14 protein-coding genes are annotated in these 17406 nt (G+C 61.9%); 10 read left to right on the forward strand and 4 right to left on the reverse strand.

What is annotated here, in order from left to right:
* The first annotated feature begins 44 nt into the window (after positions 1-44).
* The 5 genes from gcl (at position 45) to AC2CGI_RS19215 (ending at position 6289) form a co-directional block, all read left to right on the forward strand.
* Positions 45-1826: a glyoxylate carboligase gene (gcl, locus tag AC2CGI_RS19195; protein ID WP_015376893.1), complete on the forward strand. Its 1782-nt coding sequence runs from the start codon at positions 45-47 to the stop codon at positions 1824-1826.
* A gap of 11 nt (positions 1827-1837) precedes the next feature.
* On the forward strand, positions 1838-2617 hold the full coding sequence (gene hyi / locus AC2CGI_RS19200; RefSeq protein WP_015376894.1) for a hydroxypyruvate isomerase: 780 nt from the start codon (positions 1838-1840) through the stop codon (positions 2615-2617).
* 10 nt (positions 2618-2627) lie between these two features.
* On the forward strand, positions 2628-3509 hold the full coding sequence (gene glxR, locus AC2CGI_RS19205; protein WP_015376895.1) for a 2-hydroxy-3-oxopropionate reductase: 882 nt from the start codon (positions 2628-2630) through the stop codon (positions 3507-3509).
* Positions 3510-3764: 255 nt separating this feature from the next.
* Positions 3765-5018, forward strand: a complete 1254-nt coding sequence (locus tag AC2CGI_RS19210; protein ID WP_226882941.1) for an MFS transporter — start codon at positions 3765-3767, stop codon at positions 5016-5018.
* A 128-nt stretch (positions 5019-5146) separates the two neighbouring features.
* On the forward strand, positions 5147-6289 hold the full coding sequence (locus tag AC2CGI_RS19215) for a glycerate kinase (protein ID WP_076740495.1): 1143 nt from the start codon (positions 5147-5149) through the stop codon (positions 6287-6289).
* Positions 6290-6342: 53 nt separating this feature from the next.
* Here AC2CGI_RS19215 and allE read toward each other — a convergent pair whose 3' ends face one another.
* The 4 genes from allE to allD all read right to left on the reverse strand — a co-directional run bounded on the left by allE (position 6343) and on the right by allD (position 10911).
* Positions 6343-7128 carry a (S)-ureidoglycine aminohydrolase gene (gene allE, locus AC2CGI_RS19220; protein ID WP_015376898.1) on the reverse strand — a complete coding sequence of 262 codons (786 nt, stop codon included), beginning with the start codon at positions 7126-7128 and terminating at the stop codon, positions 6343-6345.
* 57 nt (positions 7129-7185) lie between these two features.
* A complete protein-coding gene (locus AC2CGI_RS19225) occupies positions 7186-8445 on the reverse strand; it encodes an MFS transporter (protein WP_076740494.1) in 1260 nt (419 codons plus the stop codon).
* Entirely contained in the window at positions 8442-9689 is a 1248-nt protein-coding gene (allC, locus tag AC2CGI_RS19230) for an allantoate deiminase (protein ID WP_015376900.1), read from the reverse strand. Before allC ends, AC2CGI_RS19225 begins: the two co-directional genes overlap by 4 nt.
* A gap of 172 nt (positions 9690-9861) precedes the next feature.
* Positions 9862-10911 carry an ureidoglycolate dehydrogenase gene (gene allD, locus AC2CGI_RS19235; protein ID WP_015376901.1) on the reverse strand — a complete coding sequence of 350 codons (1050 nt, stop codon included), beginning with the start codon at positions 10909-10911 and terminating at the stop codon, positions 9862-9864.
* Between the two features lie 358 nt (positions 10912-11269).
* Here allD and AC2CGI_RS19240 point away from each other — a divergent pair, with 358 nt between their 5' ends.
* The 5 genes from AC2CGI_RS19240 to cfa all read left to right on the forward strand — a co-directional run bounded on the left by AC2CGI_RS19240 (position 11270) and on the right by cfa (position 17368).
* Positions 11270-12937: an acyl-CoA synthetase FdrA gene (locus tag AC2CGI_RS19240; RefSeq protein WP_015376902.1), complete on the forward strand. Its 1668-nt coding sequence runs from the start codon at positions 11270-11272 to the stop codon at positions 12935-12937.
* 9 nt (positions 12938-12946) lie between these two features.
* A complete protein-coding gene (locus AC2CGI_RS19245) occupies positions 12947-14212 on the forward strand; it encodes a YlbE family protein (RefSeq protein ID WP_015376903.1) in 1266 nt (421 codons plus the stop codon).
* 16 nt (positions 14213-14228) lie between these two features.
* Entirely contained in the window at positions 14229-15098 is an 870-nt protein-coding gene (locus tag AC2CGI_RS19250; RefSeq protein ID WP_076740493.1) for an oxamate carbamoyltransferase subunit AllH family protein, read from the forward strand.
* Positions 15099-15119: 21 nt separating this feature from the next.
* Positions 15120-16022 carry a carbamate kinase gene (locus tag AC2CGI_RS19255; protein ID WP_015376905.1) on the forward strand — a complete coding sequence of 301 codons (903 nt, stop codon included), beginning with the start codon at positions 15120-15122 and terminating at the stop codon, positions 16020-16022.
* A gap of 194 nt (positions 16023-16216) precedes the next feature.
* Positions 16217-17368, forward strand: coding sequence for a cyclopropane fatty acyl phospholipid synthase (gene cfa, locus AC2CGI_RS19260; RefSeq protein ID WP_004940200.1), 1152 nt, complete (start codon positions 16217-16219; stop codon positions 17366-17368).
* Positions 17369-17406: the final 38 nt, after the last annotated feature.

Consider the following 17406-nt stretch of genomic DNA (forward strand, 5'->3'; position numbering starts at 1 on the left):
TTCAAAGTTGGAAAAATTTTCCAATAAATTAAGGAGAGCATCACATGGCAATTATGCGAGCGGTAGACGCGGCAATGCACGTGCTGGAAAAAGAAGGGATCACCACCGCGTTCGGCGTGCCCGGCGCGGCGATTAACCCGTTCTACGATGCGATGCGGCGACACGGCGGCATCAAACACTATCTGGCGCGGCACGTGGAAGGGGCCTCGCACATGGCGGAAGGTTATACCCGCGCCGCTGCCGGCAATATCGGCGTGTGCATTGGCACCTCCGGCCCGGCGGGCACTGACATGATCACCGGCCTTTACTCCGCCTCCGCCGATTCGATTCCGATCCTGTGCATTACCGGCCAGGCGCCGCGCGCGCGTTTGCACAAGGAAGATTTTCAGGCGGTGGACATCGAGTCGATCGCCAAGCCGGTGACCAAGATGGCGGTCACCGTGCAGGAACCGGCGCTGGTGCCGCGCGTGCTGCAGCAGGCGTTCCATCTGATGCGTTCCGGCCGGCCGGGCCCGGTGTTGATCGACCTGCCTTTCGACGTGCAGATGGCGGAGATCGAGTTCGATCCGGACACCTACTCGTCGCTGCCCGCCTATAAGCCGGCGGCCACCCAGGCGCAGATCGACAAAGCGCTGGATCTGTTGTGCGCGGCGAAAAAGCCGTTGATCATCGCCGGCGGCGGCATTCACAACGCCGATGCGGCGGATCTGCTGCAACGGCTGGCGGAGATCTGCAATGTGCCGGTGATCCCGACGCTGATGGGCTGGGGCGCCATTCCGGACGATCACCCGCTGATGGCGGGCATGGCGGGCCTGCAAACCTCGCACCGCTACGGCAACGCCAACCTGCTGGACTCGGATCTGGTGTTCGGCATCGGCAACCGCTGGGCCAACCGCCACACCGGTTCGGTGGATAAGTACACCGCCGGGCGCAAGGTGGTGCATATTGATATCGAGCCGACGCAGATTGGCCGGGTGATCTGCCCGGACCTGGGCATCGTTTCCGACGCGCGCATCGCGCTGCAAATGCTGGTGGACACGGCGCAGCGCCGTTTCGAACGCGGCGAGTTGCCGAATCGCGACGCCTGGTGCGCCGCCTGCCTGCAGCGCAAGCAAACGCTGCTGCGCAAGACCCATTTCGACAACGTACCGGTCAAGCCGCAGCGGGTGTATGAAGAGATGAACCGCGCCTTCGGCCGCGACGCCTGCTACGTCACCACCATCGGGCTGTCGCAGATCGCCGCCGCGCAAATGCTGCACGTTTTCGAACCGCGTCACTGGATCAATGCCGGTCAGGCCGGCCCACTGGGTTGGACGCTGCCTGCGGCGCTGGGCGTATGCGCCGCCGATCCGCAGCGCAAGGTGGTCGCGCTGTCGGGCGACTATGATTTCCAGTTCATGATCGAAGAGCTGGCGGTCGGCGCGCAGTTCAAGCTGCCGTATATCCATGTGCTGGTGAACAACGCCTATCTGGGGCTGATCCGTCAGGCACAGCGCGGGTTCGATATGGATTACTGCGTGCAGCTGTCGTTTGAAAACATCAACAACGCGGAAATTGGCGAGTACGGCGTCGATCACGTCAAGGTGGCGGAAGGCCTGGGTTGCAAGGCGCTGCGGGTGTTCAAACCGGAAGAGATCGCGCCGGCGTTCCGTCAGGCCCAGGAACTGATGCGGCAGCACCGGGTGCCGGTGGTGGTGGAAATCATCCTGGAGCGCGTCACCAATATTTCCATGGGCACCGAGCTGGATAACGTCAACGAGTTCGAGCCGGTGGCGGCAACGCCGGAAGACGCGCCGACCTCGGTCAACTTCTTTGATTACCGCTGAGGAGCCTTACCATGCCGAAATTTTCAGCCAACCTGTCGATGCTGTTCACTGAAGTCGATTTTATGCAGCGTTTCCGCCGGGCGAAGGAGCAGGGCTTCAGCGCGGTGGAATACATGTTCCCTTACGACTATCCGATCGCGGCGCTGCGCAGCGAACTGGAGGCGCACCGTCTGAGCCAGGTGCTGTTCAACCTGCCGGCTGGCGACTGGGCGGCCGGCGAAAGGGGCATCGCCTGCTTGCCGGGGCGCGAAGCGGAGTTCCGCGACGGCGTCGGGCGCGCGATCGAGTATGCGCAGGCCCTGGGCTGCGATCGCATCAACTGCCTGATCGGCAATCCGGATCCAGCCGTCAGCCGCCGCACCACCGACGAACGGGTGAAGGAGAACCTGAGCTACGCCGCCGACACCCTGGCGCGGCAAAATATTCGCCTGCTGATCGAACCGATCAACCGCTACGACATGCCGCAGTTCTACCTGCAAACCTCCCGGCAGGCGATCGAACTGATCGAGGCGATCGGCAGCCCCAACCTGTATCTGCAGTACGACCTCTACCACATGCAGCGCATGGAAGGAGAGCTGACGCAGACCCTCGAGCGCCTGCTGGCGAGGATCGACCACATCCAGGTCGCCGATAACCCGGGGCGGCACGAGCCCGGCACCGGCGAAATCAACTGCGAGTTTATCTTCGCGCAGCTGGATCGCATGGGGTATCGCGGCTGGATCGGCTGTGAATACAAACCGCTCACCACCACGGAAAGCGGCCTGTCATGGATTAAAAAATACCTGTCTTGAGGAGATGAAAATGAAAGTGGGATTTATCGGTCTGGGCATCATGGGCGCGCCGATGGCGGAAAAGCTGCTGGCGGGCGGGCACACGCTTTACGCCCACACCCGACATGAGGTGCCGGCAACGTTACTGCAACAGGGGGCCATCGCCTGCCGCGATCCGCAGCAGGTGGCGGATGAGGCGGACGTGATCTTCATCATGGTGCCGGATACGCCGCAGGTGGAAGAGGTGCTGTTTGGTGAACGCGGCTGCGCCGCCGGCAAGCTGAACGGCAAAGTAGTGGTGGACATGAGCTCCATTTCACCGCTGGAGACCAAAGCGTTTGCGCAGCGCATCAACCAGCTGGGCGCCCAGTACCTGGACGCGCCGGTTTCCGGTGGCGAAGTGGGCGCCAAACAGGGCACGCTGACCATCATGGTGGGCGGCGAGCAAGCGACCTTCGAACGGGTGCAACCGCTGCTGGCGCTGATGGGCAAGAACATCACGTTGATCGGCGGCAACGGCGACGGGCAAACCTGCAAGGTCGCCAATCAGATCATCGTGGCGTTGACCATCGAAGCGGTCAGTGAAGCGTTGGTGTTCGCCTCGCGCGCCGGCGCCGATCCGGCCCGGGTGCGTGAAGCCCTGATGGGCGGCTTCGCCTCGTCGCGCATCCTCGAGGTGCACGGCGAGCGGATGATCAAGCGGGCGTTCGCGCCGGGGTTCCGCATCTCGCTGCACCAGAAGGATCTCAATCTGGCGCTGCAGGGCGCGAAGGCGCTGGCGCTCAGCCTGCCGAATACCGCCACCTGCCAGGAGTTGTTCAACGTCTGCGCCGCCAATGGCGACGGCGAACTGGATCACTCCGCGCTGGTGCGGGCGCTGGAAATCATGGGCAACCACCGGGTAGCCGGCTAAGGCGCCCGCCGGCGTTTCATTCGCCGGCTTATCATTAGAATCAGAGATGTTCGACATTAATAACGCCCTCTTTATGATAAATAAAGAGGGTCCCCGCCAATCCAATAAAAAATGATTCAGCACAATAAAAAGTAAAAAGCAGGATGCCAACCCAAGGAGACACTGAATATGGCAACCGATAATGCTGTTATTGACAAAGATATTCTTACCGCCCCTGACAAAAATCGTTTATATCGAAAAATCGCCTGGCGCATTATGCCCATTCTACTAGTGAGCTATATCGTCGGTTATCTCGATCGGGTGGGGATTTCGTTTTCGAAATTCCAAATGATGCCCGATATTCTGAACGGCAATGTCTCGATGGCCGAAGCCGTTTACGGGCTGGGGGCCGGGGTATTTTTCATCGGCTATATCATCGCCGGGGTGCCCAGCAATATTCTGCTGAGCCGCTACGGCGCCAGAAAGATCATCGCGCTGCTGATGGTGGTGTGGGGGGCGATTTCGATGCTGAGCATCTTCATCACCAACCCCTGGCAATTCTACCTGGCGCGTTTTCTGCTGGGGCTGGCGGAAGCCGGCTTTTACCCCGGCGTGATCCTCTACCTGACGCTGTGGTTCCCCTCCAGCCAGCGCGCCAAGATGACGGCGCTGTTCGTGTGCGGCATCCCGGTCAGCAACATCATCGGCGGCCCGCTGTGCGGCTGGATCATCGAACACATGAACGGCCTGATGAACCTCTCCGGCTGGCAATGGCTGTTCTTTATCAGCGGCCCGCGCGCGCTGTTGATCGCCATCGTCATTTTTTGCTTCCTGGATAATACCTATCAGAGCGCCAAGTGGCTCAGCCCGCAGGAGAAGGCGCTGATCAAAGAGGATATGGCGCAGAGCGCGCCGCGTCAGGGCGCCGCCGGCGGGCAGGAGTGGACGATGAAAAGCATGCTGAGGTCGTCCGCGTTCACCAAAATGTGGCTGATTTGCTTCTGTACGGTGATGGGGCAAGGCGGGCTGGCGTTTTGGGTGCCCACCATCATTCGCGACACCGGCGTGACCTCGGTGATGGATATCGGGCTGCTGACCATGCTGCCGTATATGCTGGCGGTGGTGGCGATGCTGGTGGCCGCGCGCAGTTCGGACAAGCATCGCGAGCGGCGCTGGCACATTATCGTGCCGTTCTGCATCGCGGCGGTGTCGCTGATCTTTATCGGCCTGTTCCCGGACAACAAGCATGTGGTGATGGCGGCGCTGTGCGTGGCGGTGGCCTCGAGCCTGGTGCCGTCGCCGCTGTTCTGGAGCTTGCCGAATGCCATCTTTACCGGCACCTGCGCCGCAGCGGGCATTGCGCTCATCAATTCCATCGCCAATATCGGCGGATTTATTTCGCCTTACATCATCGGCTATTTCAAACAGCTGACCCACAGTAACTTGGCGGCGATGTGCGTTTTGTCGGCGATGATGATCGTGGGCGCATTATTGACCTACAGCGTGCCGGCGAAATGGGTCAATAAATAACGCTTTTCTTCATCTTAATTAAACAGTCGGCAACAGTTTTATTTTATTCCGCCATGCGTTCTTCATCTGATTAATTCAGCGGGGGAAGGCATGGCCGTTTTTATTTCCGTTCGAATAAAGGATGCGTCATGAAAATTGTTATTGCACCGGATTCATTTAAAGAAAGCGTCAGCGCGGAATTGGCGGCGCGGGCGATCGCGCGCGGCTTTCACGAGGTTTATCCCGATGCCGAGTGCGTTTGCCTGCCGATCGCCGACGGCGGCGAAGGCACGGTGGACGCGCTGGTGGCCGCCACCGGCGGGCGCAAGGTGAGTGTGACCGCCACGGGCCCGCTGGGGGAACGGGTGGCGGCGTTTTACGGCGTCAGCGGCGACGGCAAGACGGCGGTGATCGAGATGGCGGCGGCCAGCGGATTGATGCTGACGCCGGCGGAACGCCGTAACCCGCTGCTGGCCACCAGCTACGGCACCGGCGAACTGATCCTGCATGCGCTGGATCAGGGCATTCGCCACCTGATCCTCGGCATCGGCGGCAGCGCCACGGTGGATGGCGGCGTCGGCATGGTGCAGGCGTTGGGCGGCCGTTTTTATCGTCCGGACGGCAGGGCACTGCCGTGGGGCGGCGGCGAGCTGGCGACGCTGAACGGTATCGATCTCAGCAGGCTGGACGTGCGCCTGCGGCAGTGTCGGATTGAGGTCGCCTGTGACGTAGACAACCCGCTGGTGGGGCCGCGCGGCGCGGCGGCGGTGTTCGGGCCGCAGAAGGGCGCGACGGCGGCGATGGTGGCGCAGTTGGAGCAGGGCCTGGCGCAGTACGCCGAGGTGATCCGTCAGAGCACCGGCCGCGACGTGCGGCAGGTCGCCGGCGGCGGGGCGGCGGGCGGAATGGGGATCGCCTGCCAGGTATTTCTCGGCGCAACGCTGAAGCCGGGTATCGAGATCGTGATGGCGGCGCTGGGCCTGGAACAGGTGTTGGCGGAGGCCGATCTGCTGGTCACCGGCGAAGGGCGCATCGACAGCCAAACGCTGGGCGGCAAGGCGCTGTCCGGCGTCGCCCGTCTGGCGCGGGCGCGCGGCCTGCCGGTCATCGCATTGGCCGGCGTGGTGGAGGAAGGGGCGGAGGCGCTGCACGCGCAGGGGATCGACGCGATGTTCAGCATTTTGCCGCGTCTGAGTACGCTGGAGGTTGCGCTGTCGCAAGGCGAGCTTAACCTGCAGCGCAGCGCCGCCAACGTCGCCCGCGCGATGCGCGTCGGCCAGCGATTGGGATAAAAAAGAAGGCCACGCTGCGCGGGCAGGTGGCCTGGGTTTTGGCGGCGAAGCGCTTACGGCTCGACGTCGCGGTTGCAATCCTTGGAGTAGATGTAGCTGAAGGTTTCCTGGCCCACCGCATAGCCCGCCTGCTGCACATAGGCGCCCATGAAGATGTAGTCGCCTTGCTTCACCGGCATCCATTCATTGTCCAGGTTGTACACGCCGGCGCCGCTGAGAATATAGGCACCATGCTCCTGCACGTGGGTCTCGATGTAGCCGTGGCTGGCGCCGGGGGCGAAGGAGAGGATGTGCATATTCATGTCGAAGCCCAGATCTTTCGGCAGCAGATCCTGCAGGATCACCTCGCTCATGCCCTCGTAGTGGATCTGCTCCAGGTTGGCGACGTTGTTGCTGACCACGTGCGCCTCGTAGCCCTTGATGCGCTGGTAGCGGCGCTTGTAGAGGAACAGGCGGCTGGATTGGCCGCCGTTGGCGTTTTCCAGCCGCATCGTGACGCCCGCCGGGCAGTAAAGGTAGCCGCCGGCGCTCAGCGGGTAATCGGTGGCGTCGGCGGAAGCGGTGATGGCGCCGTCGATGACGTACACGAAGGTTTCGATCTCTTCGCCGCCAAAGCCTTTGGTGTTGCGGCCGCAGTCGTGCAGCGTCACCAGATAATCGACGAAGGTGGCGCCCAGTTTCGGCGTCGACAAGATGGTGACGTCGCAGTTTTCAAAACCGGGAATGACGTTGCGCACCAGGCCGTTCGGCGGGATCAGCGCATAGTTGCCGCGTTTGATGATGGCGCGCGTTGACAGAATGTCGGTTGGATAACCGGTTTGATTGTTGAAGTAACCCACGTTGATTCTCCTGATCGTTGAAAGGGCGCCGCGGCGGCGCCCGGTAAAAAAGCGCCGTCAGGCCTCGGTGGCCGTTCGGGTTGGCGTAGTGCGTTTCATCAAGACATTGACGGTGAAGAAAATGGCGGTGCCCACCAGCAGGATGGCGGCGGAGATGTAAAAGCCCATCACCTTGGAGCCGGTGCTGTCGGAGATCACGCCGGTGAGGAAGGGGGCGATCACCGACGAGGACATGCCGAAGAAGTTGAACACGCCGAAGCTGGTGCCATAGCCTTTCTTCGGCGCGTTGTCGGCGACGAAGGAGATCATGATCGGATCGACCGCCAGCTTACCCAACAGCCCGTACAGGATCAGGCTGATCAGCAGCATGGTGGAGTCCGGCGAAATGACGGTGCAGACCAGCATTATCGCCGCGCACAGCTCGAGGAAGATGATCAGCTGCACCTTCTTGTTGCGGAAACGGTCGGACATGCGGCTGAAGAACAGCGCGCCCGGCACCGACGCGAAGGCCACCAGGGCGGAGGAGAAGCCGATGGCTACCCCTTCAAAGCCGCGCTCTTGCTGCAGGAACGAGGGCAGCCAGGTGACTATCATGTAGTAGCCGTAGCAGGTGGCGAAGTACATCGCGTAGGCGGAGATCATGCGCAGGCTGAACAGGCCGCTGGCCTGACCGTCTTCTTCGGGCGCGAGCGCCGCCGGCGCAACGGTCTGGCTGACGGCTGCCGGCGCTTGAGGCTGCGAACCTTTGATGACCACGGCGAATACCAGCGTCATCACCACCAGCAGGCCGGTGATGATGAACAGCATGATCTGCCAGTTCATGTTGAAGCTTTTCACCAGCAGGCTGGAGGCGATCAGGCCGATGGCCATGCCGAGCGCCGAGCCGCTGTTGATCACCGCGGTCGCCAGGCCACGGCGCTCCAGGGGGATATTCTCCGACGACAGGGAGTAGGCCGAGCCGTAATAAGAGCCGCAGCCCATGCCCGCCAGCAGGCTGCCGGCATAGACCATGGTCAGGCTGGTGGCGTTGCCGATCAGCAAGGTGGCGATGATGAACAGGCAGAAGCCCGGGATCAACACCACCTTCTTGCCGAATTTGTCCACCAGGATGCCCGCCGGGATCTGCATGCCGGTATAGGCGAAGAAGTAGAAGCTGGCGATCAGCCCCATTTCCGCATTGGAGTGCGCGCCGATGGTCTGTTGGATCTCGGGAAAGATCGGCGTCAGAACGGTGCGGTAGATCCAGATCACCGCCCAGCCCAGGCAGAGCACGACGACGATCTTTTTCCAGTAGCGCGGGTCGATGTCGTTGCTCATGCCTCGGCCCCCTGTTCGGTGTAGGCCAGCTGATACAGCGTCTGCGCCAGGATTTTCACCCCTTCGTTCAGATCGGCGACGGCGGTTTTTTCCGCCGGGTTATGGCTGATGCCGGCGATGCTCGGCACGAACATCATCACCGTCGGCACGCGCGGGGCGAAAATTTGCGAGTCGTGCCCGGCGCCACTGTGCATCATGCGGTAATTCAGCCGCTGCGTTTCACACAGGCGGCTGACGCAGGCCACCAGCTGTTCGTTCATCGGGATCGGCGCTTCGTCCATCCACAGATCGATCTCGGCCTCGATGCCCATCTCGGCGCAGATGCGCTGGATATCCTGCTCGATCTCCTGCGTGAAGCGCAGCAGCGCGGCCTGATCGGTATGGCGGCAGTCGAGGGTGAAGTGGGTGAAGCCCGGCACCACGTTGACGGTGTTCGGCTTCGGCTCCACCTTGCCGAAGGTCAGCACCAGCGGATCGCCCTCGGCGCGCGCCTTGGCGATCGATTCGCAGCAGATGCGGCTGAAGGCGTGCACGGTATCCCGGCGGTAGCTCATCGGGGTGGTGCCGGCGTGGTTGGCTTCGCCCTGCAGACGCACGTCATAGCGCCGTTGGCCGACGATGCTGGTCACCACGCCGATGGTTTTGCCTTCGGTTTCCAGCACTTTGCCCTGCTCGATATGGATCTCGACGAAGGCCGTGATATCACTGCGCAGCGGCTGATGCGGCGGCGGGAAATCGAAACCGGCGTCGCGCATGGCGTTGACGAAGCCGACGCCCTTGGCGTCCGTAATGTGCTGCACATCTTCCCGCCGGGCCAGGCCGACGATGTTCTTGCTGCCCCAGAACACATAGGGGAAGCGGCTGCCTTCTTCTTCCGCCAGCGCGATGACTTCCAGACTGCGCAGCGGCGGGCCGTAGGTATCCTTGAGGTATTTGATCGCCATAAAGGCGGCTTCAATGCCGAACTGGCCGTCGAGGTTGCCGCCGTTGACCACCGTGTCGATGTGCGAACCGGAGAGAATTACCTGGTCGGGGTATTTGCTGCCCTCCAGCCGGCCGAACAGGTTGCCGACCGCATCAAAATGGGTGCTCAGCCCGGCGGCGTCGAAGGCGTTTTTCAACGCGTGCTGCGCCTCGATCCATTCCGGGGTATAAAGCAGACGCGTCATGCCGCCGCTGGGGTCGGCGCCGATTTTCGATAACCAGCCGGAAATATCACGGATTTCTTGTTGGAAGTCTTTCATGTTTACCTGCCCGCATGTTATGTCTCAGCGGCGATGTGGCCAGGGCGAATGATATTCGCCGCCGGCCGACCTATTGCGCTGAGCGCGCTGATGAAGGTTTTCTTTTTTCTCCCCGGCTCTGAAATATCAACCGCGAGCCGCGGCGTAAAAAGCCCACGATAATAAGATTGCGTTAACTGGCGAAAGGGTCTTTGTGGTCGTAAGAACGCTGGTAAATAGCATTTGAAATTAAGTATTGATAAATATCGTCGACGATTTCGATACCGTTTTTCTCGCTTTCCATTTCACGCGCATGGCTGTTCTGTCCCGGGTAAAGCACTTTACTGACGCCCGGCGCCGGTTTAACGGCGTTCAACTCTTTCATGACCTGGCTGATATTTTTACGGAACGCCGATTCGTTGGTGAAATAACCTGGGTTCAGGACGATATGCAATTGGCCCAATTCCCGGCCGGCGCTAAGATCGTGATACATCGAGCTGACGTGTTTGCCGAACGGCAGGCCGAGCAAAATGCCCGACAGCACGTCGACCATCATCATCAGGCCGTAGCCTTTCGGCCCGGCGATCGGCAGCAGCCCGCTGACGGCGAACGGATCGGTGGTGTGCTTGCCCTCGGCGTCCACCGCCCAGGTGTCGGGAATGGCGGCGTTGCGCGAGCGGGCGTCCAGCACTTTCCCCCAGGCCTGCACGGTGGTGGCCATATCGAAGGTAATCAGCTCGTCGCCTTCGCCCGGCGCAGAGAAGGCGATAGGGTTGGTACCGTAGTAGACTTCGGCGCCGCCGTACGGCACTACCATCGGATCGGATTGGCACAGCGAGATGCCGACCATGCCGGCGCGCGCCGCCTGCTGCACGAAGTACGACAGCGCGCCGCTGTGGCCGATGCGGCGAACGCCCACCACCGCAACGCCGTTCTCTTTCGCCATCTCGATGGCGCGATCCATGCTCAGCTTGGCCGCCACGTGCCCGGCGCCGTTGTCGCCGTCGAAAATGGCGCTGCAGGGGCCGGTTTTTTCAAAGGTGAAATGGGGATGATTGTTGGTGCCGCCCTTGCTGATGCGTTCGGAATAGTATTCGACCCTGACCGCGCCGTGGGAGTGGATGCCGCGCGCATCGGCATGAACCAGCACGTCGGCGACGATGCCGGCGTGCTCCTGGCTCAGGCCGGCGGCGTGAATTTTTTGCTGGATAAGCTGATGCAATTGTTGTTTAGAGACCTTCATATACAGTCCTTTTATCACTACGGTTTATTTAATTCGCCTCTGCGTTGTAATGTATAAATACCGGGGGGGAATAATGTGATCCAGATGCGTTTTACTCTATTGAATTAAAAATTCGTTGAATTAAATCGTCATTGTTAGAAGTTTTTTATAAATGATTTTCTCGCGTCTGGATTAACTAATATTCAGACGATTAAGTTATTTTTTCTAACAATGAATAAAGTGTGACCGCACTCACCTCTGGGCGTGATTTTAATTTGTAGCTTGATAATTAACCTTTTCGCTGGATTCAATGCATCGCCGCGCCGCCGGTGCGGGAAATATTGCCGATATTATTAAATGCTGTCGTAAGGATATCACCATGATCCATGCTTTTATTAAAAAGGGGAGCTTTCAGGATTCCGTCAGCCTGATGTTGATCTCCCGCAAACTCAGTGAGTCTCCCAAGGTTGAGGAAATATCCGTCATGATGGGGACGCCGGCCAATAAATCCTTATTGGAGGTGACCGGTTTCTGGCATCCGCAGTTTAGCCAAGCGACGCCGAACGATATTTGCGTGGCGATCAAAGCGGAGTCCGCCGACGAGTCGATCGCCGAGGAGATCGGCGCGGCGCTGGAGGCGGCGCTCAAGGCGATTGCGCAGGGCGGCCAGGGCGGTAAAAAACTGCTGCGGGCGCGCAGCTGGCGCACCGCCCGGCAGAAGCTGCCGGCCGCCAATCTGGCACTGATCTCGATCGCCGGCGAATACGCGGCGGAGTTGGCGGATCGGGCGCTGGAAGACGGCTGCAACGTGATGATGTTCTCCGACAACGTCAGCCCGGCGCAGGAAGTGGCGCTGAAAACCAAGGCGCGCGAGCGTGGGCTGATCGTGATGGGGCCGGACTGCGGCACTGCCTGCATCGCCGGCGCGCCGCTGGCGTTCGCCAACGTGGCGCCCGCCGGATCCATCGGCGTGGTCGGCGCCTCCGGTACCGGCATTCAGGAGCTGATCTCGCAAATTACCCTGGCGGGACAGGGCATCTCGCACGCTATCGGCCTGGGCGGGCGGGATCTGACGGCGGAGATCGGCGGCATCAGCGCCATCAGCGCGCTACGCATGCTGGCGGCGGATCCGCAGAGCCAGGTGCTGGCGTTCGTGTCCAAACCGCCGGCGCCCGAGGTGCGTCAGCGGGTGATCGACGAAATGAAAGCGCTCGGCAAGCCGGTGGTGGCGCTGTTCCTCGGCGCGCAGTCCGCCGTGCGTCAGGATGGCAACATCACGTTCGCCGCCACGCTGGATGAAGCGGCGCGGCTGGCGGCGATGCTGGGCTGCGTGCAGCAACAGGCGGCGCAACAGCCCGCGGTGCCCGGCGGCAAAATCGCCGGACTGTACGCCGGCGGCACGCTGGCGGCCGAATGCGCGATGTTGCTGGCGGAAAAACTGCGCTTGCCGGTGGATAGCGAACACCCGCGCGGCGCCATGCTGGTGGCCGACGGCCATCGCATCATCGACATGGGCGATGACTTTTATACCCAGGGGCGCCCGCACCCGATGATTGATCCGACCGCCCGCAATCAAGAGATCGCCCGCCTGGCGCAGCAGCCGCAGACCGGCGTGTTGCTGCTGGACGTGGTGATCGGCTTTGGCGCCCAGGACGATCCGGCGGCGTCGCTGGCGGACGAGGTGGCCAACGTGCGCGCGGCGCGCGGCGCGGCCCACCCGCTGGCGGCGATCGCTACCGTCACCGGCACCGAACAGGATCCGCAGCAGCGCTCGCGGCAAATCGCCACCCTGCAGGAGGCCGGCATCGCGGTGATGCCGTCGCTGCCGGCGGCGGTCGCGTTGGCGCATCAGCTGATTACCCCCGTCTTACCCGCACCTGAACGTGAACGGCCGACCTTGCTGGACGGCGTCGCGGTGATCAACGCCGGGCTGCGCAGCTTCGCCGATGACCTGCAAACCAGCGACATCCCGGTGGTGCATTACCAGTGGGCGCCGGTGGCCGGCGGCGATCAACGATTAGCCAACATCTTGAAAAAATTAAAGTAAGGAACCGCTATGTACGCAACGATTGAGCAAGCAAACGCCGCCGTTATCGCCCGTATCCGCGAGGCGCGCCCGCACTGGCAGGATGTGGATCTGGCGCATCGGTTGATCCCGCAGCTGGCTGAAGGACGCAAGCTGCTGCACGCCGGGCCACCGGTCACCTGGCAAGAGATGAGCGGTCCGGTGCGCGGTGCCTGCATCGGCGCCTGCCTGTTCGAAGGCTGGGCGCAGGATGAACAGCAGGCGCTGGCGCTGCTGGAGCAAGGGGAAATCGAGTTCATCCCATGCCACAGCGTGAGCGCGGTGGGGCCGATGGGCGGCATCACCTCGGCCCACATGCCGATGGTGGTGGTCAGGAACACCGTCCACGGCAACTACGCCTACTGCAACATGAACGAAGGCATCGGTAAGGTGATGCGCTTCGGCGCCTATGGCGAGGATGTGCAGCAGCGTCTGCGCTGGATGCGCGACTCTTTGGCTCCGGTGCTGAAAGCGGTGCTGGCGACGCTGGAGGAGGGGATCGATCTGACCGCGCTGATGGCGCAGGCGATCAGCATGGGGGACGAATTCCACCAGCGCAATATCGCAGCCTCAGCGCTATTGATGCGCAGATTGGCGCCGGAGATTAGCCTGCTGCCTCGCGATAAGGCGGAGCTGGCGCAGGTGATGCAGTTCCTCAGCATCACCGATCAGTTCTTCCTCAATCTGGCGATGGCTTACTGCAAGGCGGCGATGGATGCGGGAGCAGAAATTGAGCAGGGCACTATCGTCACGGTAATGACCCGCAACGGCAAGAACTTTGGCATCAAGATCAGCGGCATGGGCGATCGTTGGTTCACCGCGCCGGTCAATACGCCGGAAGGGCTGTTCTTCTCCGGCTTCAGCCAGGCGGACGCCAACCCGGACATCGGCGACAGCGCGATCACCGAAACCTTCGGCATTGGTGGGGCGGCGATGGTCGCGGCCCCGGGCGTGACGCGTTTCGTCGGGGCTTCCGGCGGCATGAGCGCCGCCACCGACATCTCCGAGGAAATGGCGGAGATCTATCTTGAGCGCAACATGATGCTGCAGATCCCGACCTGGGACTTCCAGGGCGCCTGCCTGGGGCTGGATGCCCGGCGGGTGGTGGAAACCGGCATCACGCCGCTGATCAACACCGGCATCGCCCACCGCGAAGCCGGGGTCGGGCAGATCGGCGCCGGCACGGTGCGCGCGCCGCTCGGTTGTTTCGAGAAGGCGATCGAAGCGCTGGCCGATAAGCTCGGCATCACGGCGTAAGTGAACGGAGGGGCGTATGGACATTGTCGCGCTGGCCGGCAGCCGCCATGTGACGCAGGACTATGGCGCGCTGCGCTGCGTCGGCAGCTTCAACAACGCGATCAATTTCCTGACGGAAAACGCGCGGTTGCTGACGCTACACCGCGCCGGCAGCGGCCTGAGTCCGATGGGATGGCAGCTCGGCGCGCGGGATTTCGACCGCGTGCGTCATGCGATGCCGTCCGTACGGCACTGCGCTTTCTCCACCACTGGCATTTTGCTGGATGCGCTTCTTGTCCGGCCCGCCGCGACGGCGCGGGATCTGGGGCTGGCGCAGCGGGCGGCCATTGCCGATCGGCCGCTGGCGGCGGTATTGCAGCGCTGCACGGCGCAGTGCGGGTTGCACGGCGAAATCGGTCGGCTGGTGAAGCGGCCGTTAACGCCGGAGCCGGCCGGGCTGGCGCGGGATTTCTCCCGTTGGTTGCGGGGCGGCGCGGTCGACTGGCGCCATACGCTGGGCAAAGGGCCGGGGCTGACGCCGAGCAACGACGACACCTTGCTCGGTCTGTTGCTGAGCGCGCACCTTGACAGCCGCATCCAGGTCGCCGGGCTGACGCCGTTTTTCGCCCAGACGCCACCGCTGGAAGCGTTGACCACGCTGGTGAGCGCGCACTACCTGCATTACGCCGAGCGGGGCGTGTTCGCCACGCCGCTGCATATGCTGGCGCAGGGGCTGCAGGTACCTAACGGTGTATCGGCGGCGGTGGCGGCGGTGCTGAACCTGGGGCATTTCTCGGGGGCGGACACGCTGCTGGGCGTATGGCTGGGGGTGACGACGATTAACGCACTGTGCGGCGCGTGGTGTGAACATGAGGGCCGGATCGCGGATCCGGCCGGGACGGTATGATTTCAACTACGGGTGCAAACCATGAAAACCTTGGTCATTGCGTTGGGCGGCAACGCCTTGTTGCAACGCGGAGCCGTGCTCTCTGCGGAAAATCAGTATAAGAGCATCGCCCTCATCGCCGACGCCATCGGCAAGCTGGCGCAGAAATACCGCATCGCCATCGTGCACGGCAACGGCCCGCAGGTGGGGTTGCTGGCGTTGCAAAATCTGGCGTACCGCGATGTGCCGCCCTATCCGCTGGATATTCTGGTGGCCGAAAGCCAGGGCATGATCGGCTATATGCTGGCGCAGCAGCTGAATGCCAGCCATCCGCAGCAGCCGGTGTCCACGCTGCTGACGCGGGTGCTGGTGGATGCGCAGGATGCGGATTATCAGGCGCCGAGCAAGTTCATCGGGCCGGTGTATGCGCCGGAACAGCGGCAGGCGCTGGAGGCCAAGTTCGGCTGGACGCTGAAGGCGGACGGCAACTATATCCGCCGGGTGGTGCCTTCGCCGGCGCCGCAAAAGATCCTCGACATCGAGGCGATCACCTTGCTGCTGTCGCAGCGGCATATCGTGATCTGCAACGGCGGCGGCGGCATCCCGATGATCGCCGGCGAGCATGGGCTGACGGGCAGCGAAGCGGTGATCGACAAAGATCTGGCGGCGGCGCTGTTGGCGGAACAGGTGGGGGCCGATCATCTGGTGATCCTCACCGACGCCGACGCGGTGTACCAGGAGTGGGGCACGCCGCGCCAGCGCGCCATTCGTCGCGCCACCACGCAGGAGCTGGCGCCGATGGCGGTGGCGGACGGCGCCATGGGGCCGAAGATCATGGCGGTCAGCCGCTTCGTCGATCGCACCGGGCGGACGGCGCATATCGGTGGCCTGCAGGATATCGACGCGGTGCTGGCGGGCCAGGCCGGCACCTCTATTTTACCTTAGCTGCCTTCGGTTTATCCGCGCCCGCGTTGGCGCGGATAAGTATGCCTAAATGGCATGATTTCAATAATTTTTATTCATTTCATGATGTTGCTCGCCTTGGCTAGAGTAAAAACACCCCCGTGTTTACCGTCAAAAATTTGTCATTTTTATTTGCGACTATGCTTTTTGAAATGACATTTCGGCCAAGGATTGTTATGGATTCGCTCAGTGTTGATGAACTCGCCCAGAAGAAAGACCGCTGGTATCGCATTGTAGAGGAGATGCTGGCCGAAGCCGGCGTCGCCATCAACGGCCCGCGCGCCTGGGATATCCGGGTGCATAACCCGGCGCTGTTCAAACGCATTTTGCAGGAAGGCTCGCTCGGCTTCGGCGAGAGCTATATGGACGGCTGGTGGGAATGCGAACGGCTGGACATGCTGTTTACCCGCATTCTGCAGGCCGGCGTCGATGAGCGGCTGCCGAAAAGCCTGAGCGACATCGCGCGCATCGCCTATGCCCGGCTGTTCAACCGCCAATCGCGCAAGCGCGCCTGGCAGGTGGGCAAAGAGCATTACGACATCGGCAACGACCTGTTCCGGGCGATGCTCGATCCTTACATGCAATACTCCTGCGGCTACTGGAAAGAAGCGCAAACGCTGGAGCAGGCGCAGCAGGCCAAGCTCAGGATGATCTGCGAAAAACTGCAGCTGAAACCGGGCATGACGCTGCTGGATATCGGCTGCGGCTGGGGCGGGCTGGCGCAGTTTGCGGCGCAAAACTACGGCGTCTCGGTGCACGGCGTGACCATTTCAGCCGAGCAGCAGAAGCTGGCGCAGGCACGCTGCGCCGGGCTGGACGTCGAGATCTTGCTGCAGGATTACCGCGATCTGGATCTTCAGTTCGATCGCATCGTGTCGGTCGGCATGTTCGAGCACGTCGGGCCGAAAAACTACGAGACCTATTTCAGCGTCGCGGCGCGTAACCTGAAGCCCGACGGCCTGTTTTTGCTGCACACCATCGGTTCCAATCAAACCGACCTTAACGTCGACGCCTGGATAGACAAATACATCTTCCCCAACGGCTGTCTGCCTTCGGTGCGGCATATCGCCGAGGCCAGCGAAGGGCGTTTCGTGATGGAGGATTGGCACAACTTCGGCGCCGATTACGATCGCACGCTGATGGCCTGGCTGGAGAATTTCAAACGGGCGTGGCCGGAATTGGCGGGCGGTTATTCCGAGCGCTTCGAGCGCATGTTCACTTATTACCTGAACGCCTGCGCCGGCGCGTTTCGTTCGCGCAACATTCAGCTGTGGCAGGTGTTGTTCAGCCCGGCGGGCGTGGAGGGCGGGGTGCGGGTCTATCGTTGATATCCCTGCGTCTTTTCCGCCGCATCGTTGTTGGCTGC

The organism is Serratia sp. LSHTC3, assembly GCF_057197125.1.